The organism is Pseudomonas sp. GM24, assembly GCF_000282235.1.
Taxonomy (GTDB): Bacteria; Pseudomonadota; Gammaproteobacteria; order Pseudomonadales; family Pseudomonadaceae; genus Aquipseudomonas.
This window is the reverse complement of record NZ_AKJR01000128.1, coordinates 1-19,901: the sequence shown is the minus strand read 5'-3', so window position 1 is coordinate 19,901 and position 19,901 is coordinate 1. Positions and strand designations below refer to the sequence as shown.

Below are 19,901 nucleotides of genomic sequence, written 5' to 3'. Positions count from 1 at the left end.
GCCGGGCAGGCTGAAATCGGTATGACTGAGGCTTTCAGAGCCTATGGCGAAATTGATACTGCGCCCCGTGCTGGCGCAGGCGCAGTTTTTTTTCGGCTCGGGTGCGTGAGTCGCCGAAGCCTGTTGGCCGTTAGAGGCCAACTGCCCCTCGGATGCCGTACGCTTCGCCTGACCGGTCTTGTCCGGGTGGACCGCGGCGTTCTGCCCATGGGCATTGCGCTTGCGCCACAAGGTCACGGCACTGGAGAGGATCAGCAGCAACCAGCCGATCGAGTTCTGCACCGACTCATCGTCGAGCTTGCTCAACTGCGTACGCAGCTCCGGGCCCATGGCGCGCAGTTTTTTGGTTTCGTCAGAAACGGTTTTTTTGAAGTCATCGGGGACAAGGTTTTGCGCCACGCTGTTGGCCAGGCCTTTGCCTGCCGACTTCAGGGCGCTGTTGGCAGCCCCAAAAACATTGCTGAATGACGCCAGCGGATCATTCTTGAATTGATCGGCTGCGGCGCTCGCCTGGGCGCTGGCTGCATTCAGATCACCTTTGGCATCCAGATTGCCGAACGCCACCGCTTCGATGCCTATTGCAATCTGATCAATGATTTCTTCGCCGAGCTTGCCAGCGTCCGCCAAAATGCCCGGTAACTTGCCTTTGGCTTGCTCAACAAAATCATCCAGCGTGCCGATAATCGAGGCGTTCAGGTGGCCGACCAGCACCTCGATCACGGAAGTGCTGAGCAACACCTTGCTGCTGGCCCTCATTTCCTGACGCACCAGAAACAGCGTCGGGCGCAGGGTCATCCGCGCCGCGGCCATCGACGGCGGCAACGGCAAGACGCCGATCAGGTTGATGCCAAGACTGGCCCAAGCGAGCAAGTCGCGTTGCTTGGCGTTCGACAGGGTGACGATGTCACCCAGCGCATCGACTAGCGCCATGATGTTGCCCACCACCGGCAGGAAGCCGGCGTAGTTCTTGATTCGATCAAGCGTGACCACGCCATCCGTAGCCGATTGCAGCCAGGCGTCGAAGGTTGCCGCACCGCTGGCGACATCCTGAATGTCGATGGCATTCAGGGGAACGATGGCAACTTGAGGTTCACGTTTTACAGCAGCTACTTCAGTGGTCATGACAGCATCTCACCCGCCAACAGGCCCGGGGTTTTCAAGGAAGGTTTTGGCAGACTCGGTGCAGGCAGGCTCGGCAAGTTGCCCGCCTTGCTCGCCGCCCCTAGAATCCCGGACGCACTCGGCAACGCCGCACTCGCCAATTTCGGCAACCCGGCCACCCCGCCCTGCGCCAAGCCTTTCACCTGCTGCGCCGTTTGCATCGCACCTTGCGCGGTCTGCATCGCACTCATCCCTGTTTGCGCCATGTCCTTACCCTTCTCCAACATCTCCCAGCTCTTGCTCGGCAACACCTGCGCGACCATGGCTTGCACTTGGCTCGGCACGTCTTCGGCACCCGGTGGATTCAACGGCCACTCCGGTTTTCCGATGTAACTGCCATCGCTCCAGGTGTCCGCCGGATCCTTGCCGAACAGCACACGCGCAGGCCCCGGTGCAGCCCCGGCGACGCTGGCAAAACCCTTGCCGTCGAGCTTGCCCTTGATGCTTTTACCCAGCGCATCGATGACTTCGTAATCGCCTTCCTTGATGCCCTGACGCCCGGCGTACTGGTTGAACAACTCCAGATTGCCCTTGCCCGGTTTCGGCGGTTCCGGGAATACCCCGGCGAGACTTTTCGCCCCGGTGTAGGCGAAGTTCGCTGCGTGCGCGGTGTACGGGCCGCTGGTGGCGTGGGTGATGCCGCCGGCGTTGTAGGTGGTGGCGCTGCCGCCGCCCTGAATCACCAGTTCGGTTTTCGCGGTGATGGTGATGCGGTCGGCGTTGGCGGTGATGTTCAGTTTGGCCAGCAGGTTGATGCTGTCCTTCAGTGCGCGCACGTCGATGTCGCCGGAGGCGGCGACCAGACGCCAACCCATGCTCTGCACAAACAGGCGCATGCCACGACTGGCACTGGCGAGCAGGCGTTTGCCGATCGACAGGCTGGTGTGGCCGGTGCTGCTCAGCGCCAGGTGCTCGCCGGTGGCGATGTGGCTGGAGCGCGGTGTGGTCAGGGCGATGCCGGCGGGACTGGCGAGGACCAGATGTGGCTCGGTGAACTCGGGGAATTCGTTGGCGGTGAGATTGGCTGGACCGCTACCGAGTATGCCTTGATGCTGGGCGTGCAGCGCCTTGGCGACGTCGTCCTGATCGCCTGCCTCTTGGGCCTGAAGCTCTTTGGCTTGAACGGCGAATCCGTCCTGCTGATCGCTGGCCGTGGCGAGGCGTTCAGCGGTTTCCGGCAGGTCCTTGTGGTGTTTCGATTCGTTCGGCCGTGGCTCGGTAGTGATCAGCAGACCGGCACCCGCACGTACCGCACCGTGGCGATCGGTTCTTAACTCAAACCCTTCGCCGCGTGGCTGGCCACCGCTCGGGCGCGGATGAGTCAGATAACCGAGGTTAATCGCACTCGCGCCGTGGTCGCTGCGCAGCGCGATGCTGATCTCGCTGGTGGTGTCGTCGATGCGTAATTCGTTGGCGCGACTGCCCTTGTATTCCTTGCTCTTGACCGTGGCCAGGGTCTTGAAGTCCGGCAGCTTGTACGGCGGCAGATTGGCGCCGTGGTACAGGCAACCGGTGATCAGCGGCTGATCGGGATCGCCTTCGAGGAAGGTGATCAACACCTCCATGCCGACCCGCGGAATGTTGATCGAACCAAAAGTCTCGGCTGCCCAGCTCGACGCAACACGCATCCAGCAACTGGTCATGTCGTCGTGCTTGCCTTCGCGGTCCCAGAAGAACTGCACCTTCACCCGGCCGTATTGGTCGCAGTAGATCTCTTCGCCTTCAGGGCCGCAGACCACGGCGCTTTGTGTGCCGAGGACTTTTGGTTTCGGGTGATCGAGCGGCGGACGGTACGGCACATCCCACGGGATGGCGCTGAAGCGGTTGCGGTAGCCCTGGTGGAAGTCGTCCTTGTTGTCGGTGGTGTCGCTGGTCACCGACTCTTCCAGCACCTGCGGTTGTTTGCCTTCGTGGAAGATTTCGGTGAGCAGCCAGAGGTCATTCCAGGTCGGGTTGGCGTGCTCGGTCAGGGCGAGGAAATGCCCGCTGACCAGAATCGGCTGATCGCTATTACCCTCGGCCAGACGATAGTCGCTGCGATGGCGTTCCAGCGCGCGATTGGCCAGGTGTTTGCCGCGCTCGCGGTCAACGAAACGGCCCGGGTAATCGTAGTCTTCAAGGTCTGGCTGAGCCGAACTCTTGGCATCGCTTTCCAGCTCGATCTTCGGTTTGACGAAGTCGTAATCGCGACGCGTGGTGCGGCTGGTGCGCGTGGCCAGACGCAGGCCAAAACGCTTGACCACCGGTTTGTCGGCGACCAGCCCGGAATCCTGCTGATAGGCCACTGGCGCCAGTTTCGGGAACACCGTCTGGTCATCGCCGAAGGTCAGCTTGTGGCCGCTCGACGTGTGCTGGAAGTGGTAGTGAATCCCCTCCTCTTCGCACAGGCGCTGGACGAAATCCAGGTCCGATTCGTCGTACTGCACGCAGTAAATGCGCTCGGGATAAATCGCGCTGAGCTGGAAGTGGTAATCGCTGGCGAGGATGCCGTGTTCTTCCAGGACCTGGCTGATGATCTGCTGCACGGTCATCTGCTGGAAAATGCGCTGATTGACCCGGTGCGCGAGGTACGCCAGTTGCGGGCGCAGGGAGATCTTGTAACGAGTCAGGCGCTTGCCCGCCTCGCCCTGGGCAATGCTGTAGACCAGCCCGTGGATCCCCGTGCCGGTTGGCGACAGCTGAAGAAACGCCAGTTTGTGCAGCACGCTTTCGAGGTTGATCGAGGCCTTTTCGCTGACCAGTTCCAGCTCGAATTCGAATGGCGTGTTAAGGGCCTCGCGACCGGTGAACGACAGCACTTGAAAGTCGCTGTCGATGCCATCGACGGTCAGATTGAAATGAGGCTGGTTGGCCGGTGAGAACATCCCTTGTTCCTCGCGCAGTGCTGCGACGCGCAACAGCCCTCAAGGGGCTATTGGCAAAAAATTCTTTAGAAGTGAATCCGCCCCGACCAGTCATGCCGATCGGGGCGGTACAAACATCAGCCGTAATTAAACGACTGGAGCACGCCAGTCATCGGAACCCGAAGTACCGGAGACTTCGTGGGTCCAGGTGATTTTACGGTAGGTGAACTGCACTTCTTCCAGGTGGGTGAAATGCGCGTTGCCTGGATCCTGGCAGTTGTGCATTTTGTTGTTGATGGCGACGATGATCGCGTCTTCCAGTTTGGTGGTGTAGTAGTGCTCTTGGGTGCCTTGCGCCGAAGTGCGGTACCACTGGATAACGATTTCGCTCATGCGCTCGCCGGAGGTCAGCGCCGCTTGCAGCAGAGGCGAAGCCTTGTCGTAGACCTTGGTGATGACCACTGGCTTGTGCACGCGCTGACCGGTTGGCTGACCGGATTGCGGGTCACGCGGGATGATCACGTCGTGGGTGAAAGCCTGAACCATGACCTGGTCTTCGTGGCCTTCCTGGTAGGTGTTGCCTACGGAGTCAGCGGTGAATGCGCCTGCAGTGATCAGGCCTTGTTTTTCGCCGGTAACCGACATGTACGCTGGTGTTGCCATGGGGTGCTCTCCTTGCTTGAAAAGACATACCTCACAGGCACCATTGCCTGAAAGGATGGCCATGCGCCATCAAACTTCGTGCCAGCTTTTATGCAGCCCATACGGATCAATGCCTTGAGCTCATCGAGTGATCTTTTCCTGTGATTAAGCCAATGAAAAACAAGGGAAAGTGCGCAACTTTTTGCGCAGTGGTGTGCAAGAAGTTGCGCACTTGGCTGGAGGCCACGAGCTACGCGGCCTGTAGAGACTTACCCGGGTGAAAACAGGCAAATCACTGCGCAACTTCTTGCGCACTTGCACGTGGATAGATAAAGAAGAGCGCCAGATCAAAAGATCGCAGCCTTCGGCAGCTCCTACATGGGAAACCGCTACCCATAAGGAAAGCGCTGCCGAAGGCCGCGATCTCTTTGCTTATTGAACCCCTGAGCTATCCTGCTGCCCACTAAAAGGTATCGACACATTCAGCAAGGAGGTTTGCATGCGTACCCTCGAATTGGCCGGCGTCCAGGTTCCGGTGATTGGCCAAGGCACCTGGCGCATGGGTGAAGATCGCTCGGCGCATAAGCGTGAAGTGGCGGCGCTGCGCACGGGTATCGAGCTGGGCATGACCCTGATCGACAGCGCCGAAATGTACGCCGAGGGCGGTGCCGAAACCGTGGTCGGCGAGGCCATCGCCGGCCTGCGCGATCAGGTGTTTCTGGTGAGCAAGGTCTACCCGCACAACGCCAGCCGCAAGGGCATCCCGCAAGCTTGCGAGCGCAGTTTGCGCCGGCTCGACACCGACTACATCGACCTCTATCTGTTGCACTGGCGCGGCCAGTATCCGCTGGAGGAAACCGTCGAGGCCTTCGAACGCCTGCGCGAGGATGGCAAGATCGGCCGTTGGGGTGTGTCGAATTTCGATGTTGACGATCTCGAAGAACTCTCAAGCTCGGCCTGCGCGACCAATCAGGTGCTTTACAACCTCGAGGAGCGCGGCATCGAGTTCGATCTGCTGCCGTGGTGCCAACACCAGCGCATGCCGCTGATGGCCTACTGTCCAATCGGCCAGGGCGGCGCGATGCTGGCTGAACCGCTGCTGAATGAGATTGCCGCTCGTCATGGTGTAACCCCGGCACAGGTTTCGCTGGCGTGGATTCTGCGTCAGGATGGTGTGATTGCGATTCCCAAGGCTGTGCGATCGGAGCACGTGCAACTCAATGCACAAGCCGCGCAACTGCAACTGGAGGCCGGGGATCTGGCAGCGCTGGACCAGGTTTTTAAAGCGCCACAACGCAAGCAGCGGCTGGCCATGGTCTGAGCCGCCGACTGGCGAGGGCTTCGCGATGAGAAGCACTGATCAGTACGACCCGTTCAACCTGCAACGCTTTGTCCAGGCCCAGGACCCGGTGTTCGAGCGCGTGCAACGCGAACTCGATGAGGGCCGCAAACGCAGCCACTGGATGTGGTTTGTCTTTCCGCAGTTCGCCGGCCTGGGCGGCAGTGAAATGTCCCGGCGCTACGCCATCGGTTCGGCCGAGGAAGCCCGGGCTTATCTGGCTCACGAACTGCTCGGCGCACGCCTGCGTACTTGCACGCAGCTAGTGCTAAAAGTGCAACAGCGCTCCATCGCGGAGATTTTCGGCCATCCCGATGACCTGAAATTTCATTCTTCGATGACGCTGTTCGCGCAGTTTTGCGCTGAAGACAGCGTGTTCAATCAGGCGCTGGAACGCTACTTCCACGGCATTCTCGATGAATGGACGCTGCAGTTGCTCGACTCAAAACAGGCCCAGTTGCCCCCCGATCAGGGTTGAGAAATCGTCGTCGACAAACGGCAGAATCGCATCCGCCACCGGTTGCAGCTGCCGGGTGATGTAGTGGTCGTAATCGATGGCGGCGCGGCGCACTTCCAGCGGCTCGGGACCTGCCAGGGTGATGACGTAGCTGATCCAGCCGCCATTTTGGTATTGCCGTGGCCGCCCGTGTTGTGCGTTGAAGTCGTCGGCCAACCGCGCCGCGCGCACATGCGGCGGGACGTTGCGTTCGTAATCGTCGAGGGTGCGGCGCAGGCGTTTGCGGTACACCAGCCGATCGTCGAATTCGCCAGCGAGGGTTTTGCGCACGTAGTCGCGCACGAAATCCTGATAGGGCTTGCGCTGGAAGATCCGCTCGTAGAGTTCCTGCTGGAATTGCCGGGCCAGCAACGACCAGTCGGTGCGCACGGTTTCCAGGCCTTTGTAGACCATTTCATCGCTGCCGTCGGCGCGGGTGACGAGGCCGGCGTAGCGCTTCTTGCTGCCCTCCTCGGCACCGCGAATGGTCGGCATCAGAAAGCGTTTGTAGTGAATTTCGAATTGCAGTTCGAGCGCGCTTTCCAGGCCATATTCATCACGCACATGCGCGCGCCACCAGTCGTTGACGTGCTTGACCAGCGCATGACCGATGCTCGCCGCTTCTTCCTGTCCGTGCGGGCGACGCAGCCAGACAAACGTCGAGTCGGTGTCGCCGTAGATCACCGCATGGCCCTGCTCTTCGATCAGCTTGCGCGTGCGCAGCATGATCTCGTGACCGCGCAGGGTGATCGATGAGGCCAGCCGCGTATCGAAGAAGCGGCAGCCGCTGGAACCGAGCACGCCGTAGAAGGCGTTCATGATGATCTTCAGCGCCTGCGACAACGGTGCGTTGTGCTCACGCTTGGCGGTCTCACGACCTTCGGCGACGCGCGAAACGATGGACGGCAGGCAATGGCGAGTGCGCGAGAATCGGGCGCCACGGAAGCCCGGCACGGAGTCGGCGTCGTCCGGGTGTTGCAAGCCTTCTATCAACCCGACCGGGTCGATCAGAAACGTGCGAATGATCGACGGATACAGGCTCTTGTAATCAAGCACCAGCACCGATTCATACAAGCCCGGTTGCGAGTCCATGACAAACCCGCCGGGGCTGGCCTGCGGCGGATTGGTGCCGAGGTTCGGCGCGACAAAACCCTGGCGATGCATCAATGGCATATACAAATGCGTGAACGCTGCCACCGAGCCGCCGCTGCGATCGGCCGGCAATCCGGTGACGCTGGCGCGTTCGAGCAAAAAGGTCAGCAGCTCGGTCTTGGCAAAGATCCGCGTGACCAGTTCGCAGTCCTTGAGGTTGTACTTGGCCAGCGACGGTTTGTCCTCGGCGAACATGCGATTGATCTCGTCCATGCGCTGGTACGGGTTGTCGATGGACTTGCCTTCGCCGAGCAGGGTCTGCGCGACATTCTCAAGACTGAACGACGGGAAACTCCAGGTTGCCGAACGCAGGGATTCGATGCCATCGATGATCAGCCGCCCCGCCGCCGAGGCGAAGTAGTGATTACGGCTGCCGTGCTCGCGCCATTGCATCTCTTCGCCGCCCCGGCCGATCTTCAGCGGCACGCCGAGTCGCCTAGCGTGTTCGTGGAGGATGCGCAGATCGAACTGCACGACGTTCCAGCCGATGATCGCGTCGGGGTCGTGGCGGGCGAACCAGTCGTTGAGTTTCTTAAGAATGACCGTGCGCGAGTCGCAGTATTCGAGGTCAAAGTCGACGATGCTGTCATCGCCGTTCGGCGCGCCGAGCATGTACACCTGACGCTCGCCGCAACCTTCGAGGGCGATGGAATACAACTCGCCGGTTTCGGTGGTTTCGATGTCGAGCGAGACCAGGCGCAGCTTCGGTCGGTAATCGGGGTCAGGTTTGAGCTGGGCGTTGAGCAATACGCCGTCGGCATCGGGCGTGCCGCTGAACCGCACCGGTGCGGTGATGAAACGCTCCATCAGATAACGTTCCGGCGGACGCACGTCGGCTTCGTAGACGTCGACACTGTTGCGGTTGAGCGCGGTTTCCAAGCGCATCAACTGGCCGTGTTGCTGGCAATACAGACCGAGTACCGGGCGATGTTCGAAATCCTGCAAGGCCAGCGGGCGCAGTTCGACATTCTTTTCGTCGTGCAGCAGGCGTTCGGCCGCTTCGCGCTGCTCGGCGGGGATAAACGCCACCGACGGCTGATGCGGCAGGCGCACACGGCGCGGCCCGGCGTCGGTCGCCAGCCAGAACTCGACTTCGGTGCCGGCCGGCGTATCGCGCCAATGCCGGGTCAGGACGAAGCCCTGCGGTAAATCCACCACTGCAACCTCAGGAATTGAATCAGAAGGGCATTCTACGCGGCATTGCCTGGGATGACTCTGGCGATAAATCGCCGTCAGCCACGGAAAAAACCGGCAAATGACGTTTTTTGCGTGTTATCTGCCGCTTTGCCACCTTGCCCTGCGCGCTTGCGTCTACGATGCTTGGAGAACAACGACAACACCTGAGTAACCGCCATGAAGACCGTCGCCCAACTGCTCAAGCTCAAAGATCAGAAAAATCAGGAAGTGCACCAGATCAAACCTGATCACATGGTGCTCGAAGCGCTGATGAAGATGGCCGAGAAAAACGTCGGCGCCTTGCTGGTGGTCGAAGACGAAAAAGTGGTCGGCATCATCAGCGAACGGGACTATGCGCGCAAATTGGTACTGCATGGCCGCTCATCCGTGGGCACGCCGGTGCGCGACATCATGGTGGCGAACGTGATCACCGTCGACACCCACCAAACCGTCGACACCTGCCTGGGCATCATGTCGGACAAACGCCTGCGCCACTTGCCGGTGGTAGAGAACGGCAAGTTGATCGGCCTGCTGTCGATCGGTGACCTGGTCAAGGAAGCGATTGCCGAACAGGCGGAGTTGATCAAGCAGTTGGAGCAGTACATTCGCGGGGAATAACCCTCCTTTACCGAGATCGTTCCCACGCTCCGCGTGGGAACGATCATCGTCGGTCAGGACGGCCAATGCCGGGCAAACACCGGCGCCAGCACCGGGTGCCGGTCAATTCGCTGCAACCACGCATAAAACCCCGGCCGCGTCTGGCGCAAATGCTCGCGGCTGCCCGCCCAGCGCGTCACCACCGCCGCCAGCACATCCAGCGCCCCCGGCGTTTCGTCATCCAGATACAGCTCGGCAGAAAACTGGTCGGCAAATACCTCCCAACTCCAGTGCAAACGCTCGCGCGCGCCGGCCACCAGATTCTGTCGCGAGGCTTCGTCGGGCATCAGCAGCCAGCGCTCTGGATAATCGATGACGCCGATCGCTGCGTAGCAATTGCTGACGATGTAGACCAGACCGCGAATGGCCTGATCGCGATCATCCGCCTTGGCTGGCAGCAGGCCGGACTTGGGAAACGTCAGGCCCAGATGAATCAGGATCGCCGCACTCTCGGTGAGAGCGCTGCCGTCGGGCAGCTGCAAGGTCGGTATCTGCTTGAGTGGATTGAGCTGGGCCAGTGCCTCGGCGGCTTCGGTGCTGGCTTCGATATCAATGAAACGGTAAGCGATCTGGCACAGTTCCAGCGCCGCTTCGATGGCGGCTGCGCCTGAATTTCTGTGCCCGTAGAGCTGGTACATATCCAATCCCCCCGAAAAGACCATTGCCACAGGGTAGATGGCTGTAGCGTGGGTGTAGAAAAAATCTGCCTGTGTATCGGTTTTGGCACGGTTTTCCCATGCACTCGCGACTTGCGAATTCAAACCTCGCAAAACAGCGCTGGCGGTGCCCATCCCGCACCAAGAGCAATCATCGAACGCTATCCGCGTTCTTGTAAGGTGCGATACCGAACCAAAAGTTCGCGTATCCGAGCTGGCAACAAGGAGTTCACCGCGTGAATCTTCAAACGCTTTGCCGCATCACAGCCTCTTTGCATTTATCCGTTCGCCGCCGAGTTCATCCGAACAGTCCCGGCTACCTTCACTCTTACTTTATTACCTGACACCTCGACAGCGCACTGCGTTCGGCAATGAGTTATTGGCCGACGGCAGCGTGCTATTTATTTTTTAAATAAGACTCGGGCAGTTATTGCACAACCGCAGTGTGCATTGAACGACAGCAGGATTGTCGAACAATAACTTTCAGCGCCATTGCAAGTGCACCAAAACTGCTCCACGGGCTTGCACTATTCAATACTTAAAACAGTGATTTCATTTAAACAACAACAAGGAACATGCCCCGTGAGCCGCTAAAACATTGACCCGCACCAATTCAGTCCGCCGCGCACCAGCAAGTGCCTTGGCCGCCAGTTGCGCAGCCGCTCTATCCCGCCAACCCGCGTGATATGGCGCACAGCCTGACTCGCCTGTGAAAAAGCTCCCTCAACCGGAGTAACGGCAATCTGCGCGCCATGGAAAAACCTCGACAAGGGTAAAACTTATATAAATGCGACATGGGTAACACTCATGAAATACGCACTCTACATTTCAGCAACATGTGGCACAGCGGTTGCTATGTGTAACAAGCATGAGACACCGACAGTGCGCTCACGTAATAGAAGAACAACCAGGGAATGGCTAATGAACACTCGAAGTCGATGACGCCAAGCCAGTAAGTTTGCACAAGCCTTGTTAACCGGATAGTTCAACTATCGGCTTCTGCACACCTTGAAGAAAGTTACACCCACCCACTCGAATATCCCCTGGATGTTCGGACGGCACCTTATTGCCCTTCATCAACCCGAGGGAGCTTTAATGAACGATGCGGTAAAGCACAGAACCCTGCCGGGGCCGTTGCGGGAAGCGCCAATTCCGCCGCCACCGGGCAGGCCGGCGTTTAAAGCCAATACCTCGCAACCCGGTGGTCTGAATAAACAGCAGATGGTGTTGCTGGTCGCTGTGTCGGCGCTGATACATGGCGGCGCCTGGTGGTTTCTCCAGCAATCGAAAACACAGCCATTGCCAACGCCGCCGCAGATTCCGGAAATGACCGTCGAGCTGACCAGCCCGACGCCACCGGCACCGCCCACCCCGGAACCGCCACCGCCGCCCCCTCCGCCACCACCGCCGGAACCTGAACAACCGGTAGAAGACGAGGACGCGGTCAAGCCACCGCCGAAACCGGTGGAAAAGCCCAAGCCGATCGAAAAACCGAAACCGGTCGAGAAGCCGAAACCGGTGAAAAAGATCGAGCCGCCTAAAGCCACACCCGCCCCGGCACAACCGGCCGCTCCTGCTGCACCGGCGACACCTAGCGCACCACCGGCCCCTGCCGCCGCGCCGGGTCCGGTCAAGGAATCGGCAGCGATTTCCGGTCTCGCCAGCCTCGGCAACCCGCCGCCGGAATACCCGTCGCTGGCGCTGCGGCGCAACTGGGAAGGCAGCGTGGTGCTGCGCATTCAGGTGCTGGCCAATGGTCGCGCCGGCTCGGTGACGGTGACCAAATCCAGCGGCAAACCGCAACTGGATGACGCGGCTGTTGCCGCCGTGAAGAACTGGAAATTTATTCCGGCCAAACGCGGTGACACGCCGATCGACGGCTTCGCCACCCAGACCATCGATTTCAAATTGCCGCAATAACCGAACGCTCAATCAACGCACAACCGAATAACGCAAGCGAGGTATCACCATGAACGATTTGTCTTCGATGATTGTCCCCGGCGTGCTCTGGGGTTTGGTGCTGTTTTCCGTGGTCAGCTGGGCGATCCTGCTGGTCAAGTCGGCGCAGTACCTGCGGCAGAAAGCGCAGAACAAACAGTTCACCAAAGCCTTCTGGGGCGCGCCGGATCTGCTCACTGCCGCCGAACACGCCAGCCAGTATCCGGGCTCGCTGGCGCGCATTGCCAGCAGCGGTTTCGAAGCGCTGCTGGTGGAAGACTCGCCGCGCACCACCCAGCAACTGGCACACACCATCAACCGCTCGGATCGCCTGGAACGCAACCTGCGCCAGCAGATCCAGAAGGAACGCCGCTCGCTGGAAAACGGCCAGGCGATCCTCGCCAGTATCGGCAGCACCGCGCCGTTCATTGGCCTGTTCGGCACCGTGTGGGGAATCATGGAAGCGCTGAAAAGTATCGGCGAAACCGGCTCGGCCAGCCTTGAAGCGGTGGCTGGGCCGATCGGTCACGCGCTGATCGCCACCGGCGTGGGTATCGCCGTCGCGGTGCCGGCGGTGCTGATTTACAACTTCTTCCTGCGCCGCTTGAAACTGGCTTCGGCAGACATGGATGACTTCGCCCACGACTTCGACGCCCTCGCCTCGCGCAGTGCGTTTTCCATCAGCCGTCAGGCCATCGCCAGCAAAACCACAGCCGCCGTGCGGGAGGCCAGCTGATGTCGTTCTCCACTCAAGACAGCGATGAAGTACTCAGCGAAATGAACGTCACGCCGTTGGTCGACGTGATGCTGGTGCTGCTGGTGGTGTTCATCGTCACCGCGCCGCTGATGACCAACGCGATCAAAGTGAATCTGCCGAAAACCGACGCCGTCGCCCCCGCCGAAAAGAAAGACCCGGTGGTGGTCAGCGTCGATCAGGACGGCAAGTTCTATCTGGCGAAAACCGAGTTGGCCCCGGAATCGCTGGAAGCCAGCCTCAAGGAGGTCAAGGCCAAGGACGCCGAAGTACGCGTGCAGTTGCAGGCCGACTCCGCCGTCAATTACGGCCAGGTGGCCAAGGCCATGGCGTCGATCGAACGCTCGGGCATCACCAAGATTTCGGTGATGACCACCCACTGAGTGCGGTGGCGGCCGGGTCTTGAGAGACGCGCCCGCCACCGCCCGCTGAATCCTGTCGCAACCAGCCGACCGAAAAACGCCACGCGTTTTCGGAGGGGATCGGCTTGCTTGAAGAAAGTGGTTTTCCGCACGCGGTATCACCGATAGCGGAGCAATGAGGGGCTCACAAGGCCAATTCGATAACGTCTAAAAAGTCGGAAATAACCATGCTGATGAACACTCCACGCTTCACGCTCAAACCCTTGGTGGCAACGATTTCTCGCCACCGTTTTGTTCCGTTGTATCTGGTGGCCATGGGGATGGGCGCTGGGACTGTGCAAGCGGCCGAGGACGACAACGCTGCCGTCCCGGCAGCTGCGGCGGTGGTTGCGCCGACCACGCAACTGCAACGGGTCGAAGTGACGGGCTCGGCGATTCGCCGGGTCGATGCGGAAACGGCGGTGCCGATCACCATTCTCAAGGCCGATGAACTGCGCAAACAGGGCGTGACCACCACCGCCGAACTGGTGCAGCGCATCACCGGCAGCCAGTCGATCAACAACAGCGCAGGCTCAGTCGGCGCAGCCACTGGCGGCGCCTCGTTCGCCGACATGCGCGGCATCGGCGCGAACAAGACGCTGGTGCTGCTCAACGGTCGACGCCTGGCCAACAACGCCTTGTCGGGAACCAACTCGGCCGGCGGCGCGGTGGATCTGAACATGATCCCGTTTGCCGCCATCGAACGCGTGGAAGTGTTGCGTGACGGCGCGTCGGCGCTGTACGGGACTGACGCCATCGGCGGTGTGATCAACTTCATCACCAAGAAATCCCTGACCGACGGCCAGTTGACCCTCGGCGGCGAAACCCCGACCCACAGCGGCGGCGGCCAAACCAAAGACATGAGCGCCAGTTGGGGCTACGGCGACCTGGAAGAGGACCGCTTCAACGTCCTCGGCGTGTTCAACTACAACAAGCAGCAGAACCTCGACGCCAACGATCGCTCTTTTGCCACTGACTATGCCCCCGGTCGCGGTCTCGATCAGACTTCCGGCACCGCATTTCCCGGTAACTACAGCCAGAACGGCAACGCCACCAACCCGTTGGCCAACAGCAATTGCAACGGCCCCAACCTGATCGCCCGCGACGGCTTGTGCCGCTTCAGCACCCGCGAATACATCGATCTGGTGCCGCAGACCGAAAAAACCTCGTTCTTCGGCAAGACCACCGGCAAGCTCGGCGACGATCACAACGTCAATCTCGAATACTTCTGGTCGCGCAACAACAACGCCACGGCGATCGGCCCTGCGCCACTGACCGGCCTGAGCCTCGATTCTTCGTCGCCCTACTATCCAGGCAACGGCATCACCCCGGCGCCAACCGATTTCGCCCTCGACCCGACCCAACCGGTCGACGTCAACTGGCGTGAAACCGCTGCCGGCCCGCGGGAATCGAAAGACCAGAACACCAGCCAGCGCTTCCTGCTCAGTTTCGATGGTCTGGTCGCCGGCTGGGATTACAACGTCGGCGCCTCGTACAACCAGAACAAAATCGTCTCCAGCGTCACCAGCGGTTTTGTCAGCGATCAGGCGATGATCAATGGTCTGGCCAGCGGTCTGCTCAACCCGTTCGGCCCGCAATCCGCTGCCGGTCAGCAGTACATCGACGATGCGGCGTACCACGGCGCCTATTCCACTGCTGTGGGCCGTGTAGCCGGTTTCGATGGTCGTATCAGTCGTGAAATCGGCGACTGGTTCGGCGCCGGCCCGTCCGGTCTGGCGCTGGGCGGCGAGTACCGCAAGGAGAAATTCCATCAGGACTTCGAGTCGTTCGCCGGCGACATTCAGAGCCTCGGTATCGACCCGGCCGGCAGCGTCGAAGGCGACCGCAGCGTCAAAGCCGCCTACGCGGAAATCAACGTGCCGGTGCTCGACAGCCTCGAACTGTCCGCCGCCGTGCGTCACGACAAATACAGCGACTTCGGCAGCACCACCAACCCGAAATACTCGTTCCGCTATCAGCCGTTGAAAGAGCTGGTGGTGCGCGGCGCGTACAGCGAAGGTTTCCGTGCGCCGTCGCTGTATGAGCTGTATTCGCCGCGCAGCATCACCTTCACTCAGGGCTACTACAACGACCCGGTGCTGTGTACCGGCGGCGTGGTGCAACCGGGCGGCAACGGCGGCCGCGATTGCGGTCAGCAGTTCCTCAACCAGATTGGCGGCAACGAAGATCTGGCCCCGGAGAAGGCACGTAACGTGACCCTCGGCTTCGTCTATCAGCCGATCAACAACCTCTCGGTAGGTCTGGATTTCTGGTGGATTCACATTTCCAACCAGATCCAGCCGTTCCCGGAATCCACCGTGTTTGATCAGGCCGGTTCCTACCCGGACCGCTTCGTGCGCAACGCCGACGGCACGCTCAATTACATCGTTACCGGCAACGCCAACCTCGGCATCGTCGAAACCAACGGTGTCGACGTCTCGCTGGACTACCGCTTCCCGAACACGCCGTACGGTCAGTTCGGTCTGGGCCTGCAAGGCACCTATGTTGACGAGTACGACTTCCAGAGCACCATCAAAGGCCCGTTCACCGACAAGGTCGGCGACTTCCAGGGTGACGGCGTGATCGCCCGCTGGAAGCATAACCTCACCGGCAGCTGGACCTTCGGCGCAGCGCGGGCGGCACTGACCAACCGCTTCACCACGGGTTACAACGACTACGACCGCGACACCCACGCGCGCGTGGCGTCGTATTCGGTGTGGGACCTGTCGGCCGGCTACACCTTCAACAAGGTGCTGGATGTCGATGCCGGAATGAAGAACGTGTTCGACCGCAACCCGCCGTTCTCCAACCAGGCCTACAACTTCCAGAGCGGCTATGACCCGCGCTACACCGACCCGCTGGGCCGCACCTTGTTTGCGCGCATGACGTACCACTTCTAAAGAACGAGCACCGCAAAACCCTGTGGGAGCTGGCTTGCCAGCGATGGCGTCGTATCAGTCGACATTTACTTCACTGACATACCGCTATCGCTGGCAAGCCAGCTCCCACATGGGGACCGGGTTTCTTCAAGGATTTTCAGGAGTGATTGCATGAGTTTTTTGCGCAACATGGCGGGCCTGCTTTTGGGCAGTGCGCTGCTGTGCACCGGCACCTCGGCGCTGGCCGGCGGCAGTTATGCGCTGACGGTTTACGGCGAAGCGCCGAAGTATCCGGCGAACTTCCAGCACTTTGATTTCGTCGATCCCAACGCGCCCAAGGGCGGTTCGCTCAGTCGCGCGTCGATGGAGATCGGCCAGTACAACTACATCAGCCCGTATGCCGATCAGGGCATTTCCGTGGTGCAGGTCAACGACTGGGTGTACTCGCCATTGGCGTTCCGTTCGCTCGACGAGCCGTACACCGTTTACGCATTGGTCGCGCAACAGATCGAGCGCGATCCCGAAGGTATGTGGGTACGTTTCACCCTCAATCCAAAAGCACGCTTCGCCGACGGCACGCCGATCACCGCCGAAGACGTGCGCTATACCTTCAACCTGCTGATGACCAAGGGCAGCCTGAGCTATCGCCAGCAGTACGCCGACGTGCAGGACGTGCTGATCGAAGGCCCACGGCAGGTGCGCTTCACCTTCAAGAACAATCTCAACCGCACCCTCGCACTGGACTTGGCGACGATGCGCGTGGTCCCCGAGCACTGGTGGAAAACCCGCGACTTCGCCAATGGCGGCGGTTTCGAGCCACCGCTGGGCAGCGGCCCGTACCGGGTCAGCAAGGTCGACGCCGGGCGCAGCATCAGCTTCCAACGCGATCCGGACTGGTGGGGCAAGGACTTGCCGGTCAGTCGCGGGATGTACAACTTCGACACGCTCACGGTGAATTTCTACGGCGACACCGACGTCGCCCGGCAACTGTTGCAGGCCGGCGCGTTCGACTACAACCGCGAGTTCTCCTCGTCCGGTTACGTGGTCGGCTACGACAGCCCGGCACTGCGTGACGGTCGCTTGCAGCAGTCGATTCTGGCGCCGGAGAAACCCACCGCCGCCCAAGGCTTTGTGTTCAACCTGCAGAACCCGATCTTCCAGGATCGCCGCGTGCGTCAGGCGATCAGCCTGCTGTGGGATTTCGAGTGGACCAACAAGCAGATGATGCGCGGCTTCTACGTGCGCCAGAACAGCTTCTGGCCGAAGAGCGAAATGGCCGCCACCGCCCTGCCCGACGCTGAAGAATTGAAGATCCTCGAACCGCTACGCGGGCAAGTCCCCGACGAGGTTTTCACCACAGTGTATGAAGCGCCGAAAACCGATGGCAGCGGCTACATCCGCGACAAACAACTGCAGGCGCTGAAGCTGCTCGCCGAGGCTGGCTGGACGCCGCAACACAATCGCTTGGTCAATGCTGCGGGCGAGCCGTTGGAGTTCACTTTTCTCGACGGTCAGGGCGGCTTCGATCGCATGCTCTTGCCGTTCAAGCGCACCCTCGCGCAGATCGGCATCACCCTCAATCTGCGCCGGATCGATTCGGCGCAATACGTCAACCGCCTCAACGCCCGCGACTACGACATGATCGTCGTCGCTTTCCCGCGCAGCGGCGATCCGATCGTATCCCCCGGCCGTGAGTTGTACAGCCTCTACGCCTCGCAAAGTGCCACGCAAGTCGGCAGTTCCAACTCGATGGTGCTGGCCAATCCGGCGGTCGATCAACTGATCGACGGACTGGTCCAGGCCAACAGCCGCGAGGCCATGGTGCATTACGCCCGCGCCCTCGATCGGGTGCTGCAATGGGGTTATTACATGATTCCCAACTACTACTCCAAAGGCACGCCGACGGTGTATCAGAACCGCTTCGCCATGCCACCCGTGCAACCGGCATACGACGAAGGCCTCAACACCTGGTGGGAGGTATCGGCCAAGGCGCTGACCACGCAACAGATGCACACTCAGCTTGCGGGGAGCCAGTGACATGCTGCGTTATCTGAGTCGACGTTTGCTGCTGATCATCCCGACGCTGCTGTGCATTCTGGTGGTCAATTTCCTTATCGTGCAGGCCGCGCCGGGTGGGCCGGTAGAGCAAGCCATCGCCCGTTTACAAGGTTTCGGCGGCCACAGCATGGGCGGCGGTGGCGAGGTCGCTGCGATTGGCGGCGCCGGGCGCAGCAGCCGTGGTCTCGACCCGGCGCTGATCGAAGAAATCAAACACCATTACGGCTTCGACAAACCGCTGCACGAACGCTTGTGGCTGATGCTGAAAAACTATGCGCAGCTAGATCTGGGCAGCAGTTTTTTTCGCGGCGCCAAGGTCACTGACCTGATTGTGCAGAAGCTGCCAGTGTCGCTGTCGCTGGGGTTGTGGGCGACGTTGATCACTTACCTGATTTCGATCCCGCTGGGCATTCGAAAAGCGATCAGGAACGGCAGCGCCTTCGATGTCTGGAGCAGTACGGCGATCATCATCGGCTATGCAATGCCGGCGTTCCTGTTCGCGATTCTGTTGATCGTGGTGTTCGCCGGCGGCAGCTACGTCAACTGGTTTCCGGTGCAGGGGCTGGTCTCGGATAACTTCGACAGCCTCAGCACCTTGGGCAAGGTCGGCGACTATCTCTGGCACCTGGTGTTGCCGGTGACGGCGTTGGTGATCGGCGGCTTTGCGACGTTGACGATCCTGACCAAAAACAGCTTCCTCAACGAGATCAGCCGCCAGTATGTGATCACCGCGCGGGCCAAGGGTCTGACCGAGCGCCGCGTGCTCTACGGCCATGTGTTTCGCAACGCCATGCTCTTGGTCGTTGCCGGTGTGCCGTCGGCGCTGATCGAGGTGTTTTTCGCCGGTTCCTTGCTGATCGAAACCATCTTCAACCTCGACGGCCTCGGGCGCATGAGCTACGAAGCGGCGGTGTCGCGCGATTACCCGGTGGTGTTCGGTGCGTTGTTTCTGTTCACCCTGTTCGGCCTGTTGATCAAGCTGATCGGCGATCTCTGCTACACCCTGCTCGACCCGCGCATCGACTTCTCGGCGAGGACTGCCTGATGTTCACACTTTCTCCTCTCGGCCAGCGTCGTGTTGCGCAGTTCAAGGCCAACCGGCGCGGACGCTGGTCACTGTGGCTGTTTATCGGTCTGTGCCTGATTTGTCTGGGCGGTGAGCTGATTGCCAACGACAAACCGTTGGTGATTCGCTATCACAACGCTTTTTACTTCCCGATCCTCAGCGATTATCTGGAAACCGATTTCGGCGGCGAGTTGCCGTTTCAGCCGGATTACGCCAGCAGCTATGTACACAAACTGATCGAGGATCAGGGCGGCTGGATGTTGTTTCCGCCGATCCCGTTCAGTTACGACACGGTCAATTACGATCTCAGCGAACCAGCGCCGAGTCCACCGTCAGCAAGCAACTGGCTGGGCACCGATGATCAGGCGCGCGATGTGCTGGCGCGGGTGATTTTCGGCACGCGGATTTCGATTCTGTTTGCGCTGATCCTTACCGGCATCAGTGCGTTTATCGGCATCGTTGCCGGGGCATTGCAGGGTTATTACGGCGGCTGGGTCGACTTGCTCGGGCAACGGGTGCTGGAGATCTGGTCGGGGCTGCCGGTGCTGTACCTGCTGATCATTTTGTCCGGGTTCGTCTCGCCGAGTTTCTGGTGGTTGCTGGGGATCATGGCGCTGTTTTCCTGGCTGGCGCTGGTTGATGTGGTGCGCGCCGAGTTCCTCCGTGGGCGCAATCTGGAATAC

14 protein-coding genes and 1 pseudogene are annotated in these 19,901 nt (G+C 60.4%); 10 read left to right on the top strand and 5 right to left on the bottom strand.

Features of this window, described 5'->3' with window-relative positions; translation table 11 throughout:
• The 3 genes and pseudogenes from PMI23_RS15585 to PMI23_RS15575 form a co-directional block, all read right to left on the bottom strand.
• Positions 1-1,122: pseudogene (locus PMI23_RS15585) on the bottom strand (RHS repeat-associated core domain-containing protein); the annotation flags it as partial.
• Complete coding sequence (locus PMI23_RS15580) at positions 1,119-4,025, bottom strand: type VI secretion system Vgr family protein (protein WP_007918283.1); 2,907 nt, start codon at positions 4,023-4,025, stop codon at positions 1,119-1,121. The gene PMI23_RS15580 and the pseudogene PMI23_RS15585, both read right to left, overlap by 4 nt.
• A 126-nt stretch (positions 4,026-4,151) precedes the next feature.
• Positions 4,152-4,667, bottom strand: a complete 516-nt coding sequence (locus PMI23_RS15575) for an Hcp family type VI secretion system effector (RefSeq protein WP_007949952.1) — start codon at positions 4,665-4,667, stop codon at positions 4,152-4,154.
• Positions 4,668-5,145: 478 nt separating this feature from the next.
• On the opposite strand from PMI23_RS15575, the gene PMI23_RS15570 reads away from it, so the two are divergent.
• Complete coding sequence (locus tag PMI23_RS15570; protein WP_007918281.1) at positions 5,146-5,967, top strand: aldo/keto reductase; 822 nt, start codon at positions 5,146-5,148, stop codon at positions 5,965-5,967.
• A 25-nt stretch (positions 5,968-5,992) separates the two neighbouring features.
• Positions 5,993-6,463, top strand: coding sequence for a DUF1810 domain-containing protein (locus PMI23_RS15565; RefSeq protein WP_007918280.1), 471 nt, complete (start codon positions 5,993-5,995; stop codon positions 6,461-6,463).
• Here PMI23_RS15565 and PMI23_RS15560 read toward each other — a convergent pair.
• Positions 6,428-8,788, bottom strand: coding sequence for a DNA polymerase II (locus tag PMI23_RS15560; protein WP_162130187.1), 2,361 nt, complete (start codon positions 8,786-8,788; stop codon positions 6,428-6,430). The two genes, PMI23_RS15565 and PMI23_RS15560, sit on opposite strands and share 36 nt — an antisense overlap.
• Positions 8,789-8,986: 198 nt before the next feature.
• On the opposite strand from PMI23_RS15560, the gene PMI23_RS15555 reads away from it, so the two are divergent.
• The gene (locus PMI23_RS15555) at positions 8,987-9,427 is read left to right on the top strand and encodes a CBS domain-containing protein (protein ID WP_007918278.1); all 441 of its coding nucleotides are present in this window, start codon (positions 8,987-8,989) and stop codon (positions 9,425-9,427) included.
• A 53-nt stretch (positions 9,428-9,480) separates the two neighbouring features.
• Here PMI23_RS15555 and PMI23_RS15550 read toward each other — a convergent pair whose 3' ends face one another.
• A complete protein-coding gene (locus tag PMI23_RS15550; protein WP_007949951.1) occupies positions 9,481-10,104 on the bottom strand; it encodes a glutathione S-transferase in 624 nt (207 codons plus the stop codon).
• A gap of 1,113 nt (positions 10,105-11,217) precedes the next feature.
• On the opposite strand from PMI23_RS15550, the gene PMI23_RS15545 reads away from it, so the two are divergent.
• The 7 genes from PMI23_RS15545 to PMI23_RS15515 form a co-directional block, all read left to right on the top strand.
• Positions 11,218-12,042 (top strand): energy transducer TonB, encoded by an 825-nt coding sequence (locus tag PMI23_RS15545; protein ID WP_007918275.1) that lies wholly within the window; start codon positions 11,218-11,220, stop codon positions 12,040-12,042.
• 67 nt (positions 12,043-12,109) lie between these two features.
• Positions 12,110-12,796, top strand: coding sequence for a MotA/TolQ/ExbB proton channel family protein (locus PMI23_RS15540; RefSeq protein WP_371857975.1), 687 nt, complete (start codon positions 12,110-12,112; stop codon positions 12,794-12,796).
• The gene (locus tag PMI23_RS15535) at positions 12,796-13,197 is read left to right on the top strand and encodes an ExbD/TolR family protein (RefSeq protein ID WP_007918272.1); all 402 of its coding nucleotides are present in this window, start codon (positions 12,796-12,798) and stop codon (positions 13,195-13,197) included. The genes PMI23_RS15540 and PMI23_RS15535 overlap by 1 nt, the downstream gene beginning before the upstream one ends.
• 206 nt (positions 13,198-13,403) lie before the next feature.
• On the top strand, positions 13,404-16,115 hold the full coding sequence (locus PMI23_RS15530) for a TonB-dependent receptor (protein ID WP_007918271.1): 2,712 nt from the start codon (positions 13,404-13,406) through the stop codon (positions 16,113-16,115).
• 150 nt (positions 16,116-16,265) lie between these two features.
• Positions 16,266-18,131 (top strand): extracellular solute-binding protein, encoded by a 1,866-nt coding sequence (locus tag PMI23_RS15525; protein ID WP_007918270.1) that lies wholly within the window; start codon positions 16,266-16,268, stop codon positions 18,129-18,131.
• Between the two features lies 1 nt (position 18,132).
• Positions 18,133-19,197 carry a microcin C ABC transporter permease YejB gene (locus PMI23_RS15520; protein WP_007918268.1) on the top strand — a complete coding sequence of 355 codons (1,065 nt, stop codon included), beginning with the start codon at positions 18,133-18,135 and terminating at the stop codon, positions 19,195-19,197.
• On the top strand, positions 19,197-19,901 hold a 705-nt coding region (locus tag PMI23_RS15515), incomplete at its 3' end, for an ABC transporter permease subunit (protein WP_007949950.1). The genes PMI23_RS15520 and PMI23_RS15515, both read left to right, overlap by 1 nt.

Coding starts and splice junctions, on each gene's coding strand:
- PMI23_RS15580 (WP_007918283.1), bottom strand. CDS start 4,025: ATGTTCTCACCGGCCAACCAGCCTCATTTCAATCTGACCGTCGATGGC.
- PMI23_RS15575 (WP_007949952.1), bottom strand. CDS start 4,667: ATGGCAACACCAGCGTACATGTCGGTTACCGGCGAAAAACAAGGCCTG.
- PMI23_RS15570 (WP_007918281.1), top strand. CDS start 5,146: ATGCGTACCCTCGAATTGGCCGGCGTCCAGGTTCCGGTGATTGGCCAA.
- PMI23_RS15565 (WP_007918280.1), top strand. CDS start 5,993: ATGAGAAGCACTGATCAGTACGACCCGTTCAACCTGCAACGCTTTGTC.
- PMI23_RS15555 (WP_007918278.1), top strand. CDS start 8,987: ATGAAGACCGTCGCCCAACTGCTCAAGCTCAAAGATCAGAAAAATCAG.
- PMI23_RS15550 (WP_007949951.1), bottom strand. CDS start 10,104: ATGTACCAGCTCTACGGGCACAGAAATTCAGGCGCAGCCGCCATCGAA.
- PMI23_RS15545 (WP_007918275.1), top strand. CDS start 11,218: ATGAACGATGCGGTAAAGCACAGAACCCTGCCGGGGCCGTTGCGGGAA.
- PMI23_RS15540 (WP_371857975.1), top strand. CDS start 12,110: ATGATTGTCCCCGGCGTGCTCTGGGGTTTGGTGCTGTTTTCCGTGGTC.
- PMI23_RS15535 (WP_007918272.1), top strand. CDS start 12,796: ATGTCGTTCTCCACTCAAGACAGCGATGAAGTACTCAGCGAAATGAAC.
- PMI23_RS15530 (WP_007918271.1), top strand. CDS start 13,404: ATGCTGATGAACACTCCACGCTTCACGCTCAAACCCTTGGTGGCAACG.
- PMI23_RS15525 (WP_007918270.1), top strand. CDS start 16,266: ATGAGTTTTTTGCGCAACATGGCGGGCCTGCTTTTGGGCAGTGCGCTG.
- PMI23_RS15520 (WP_007918268.1), top strand. CDS start 18,133: ATGCTGCGTTATCTGAGTCGACGTTTGCTGCTGATCATCCCGACGCTG.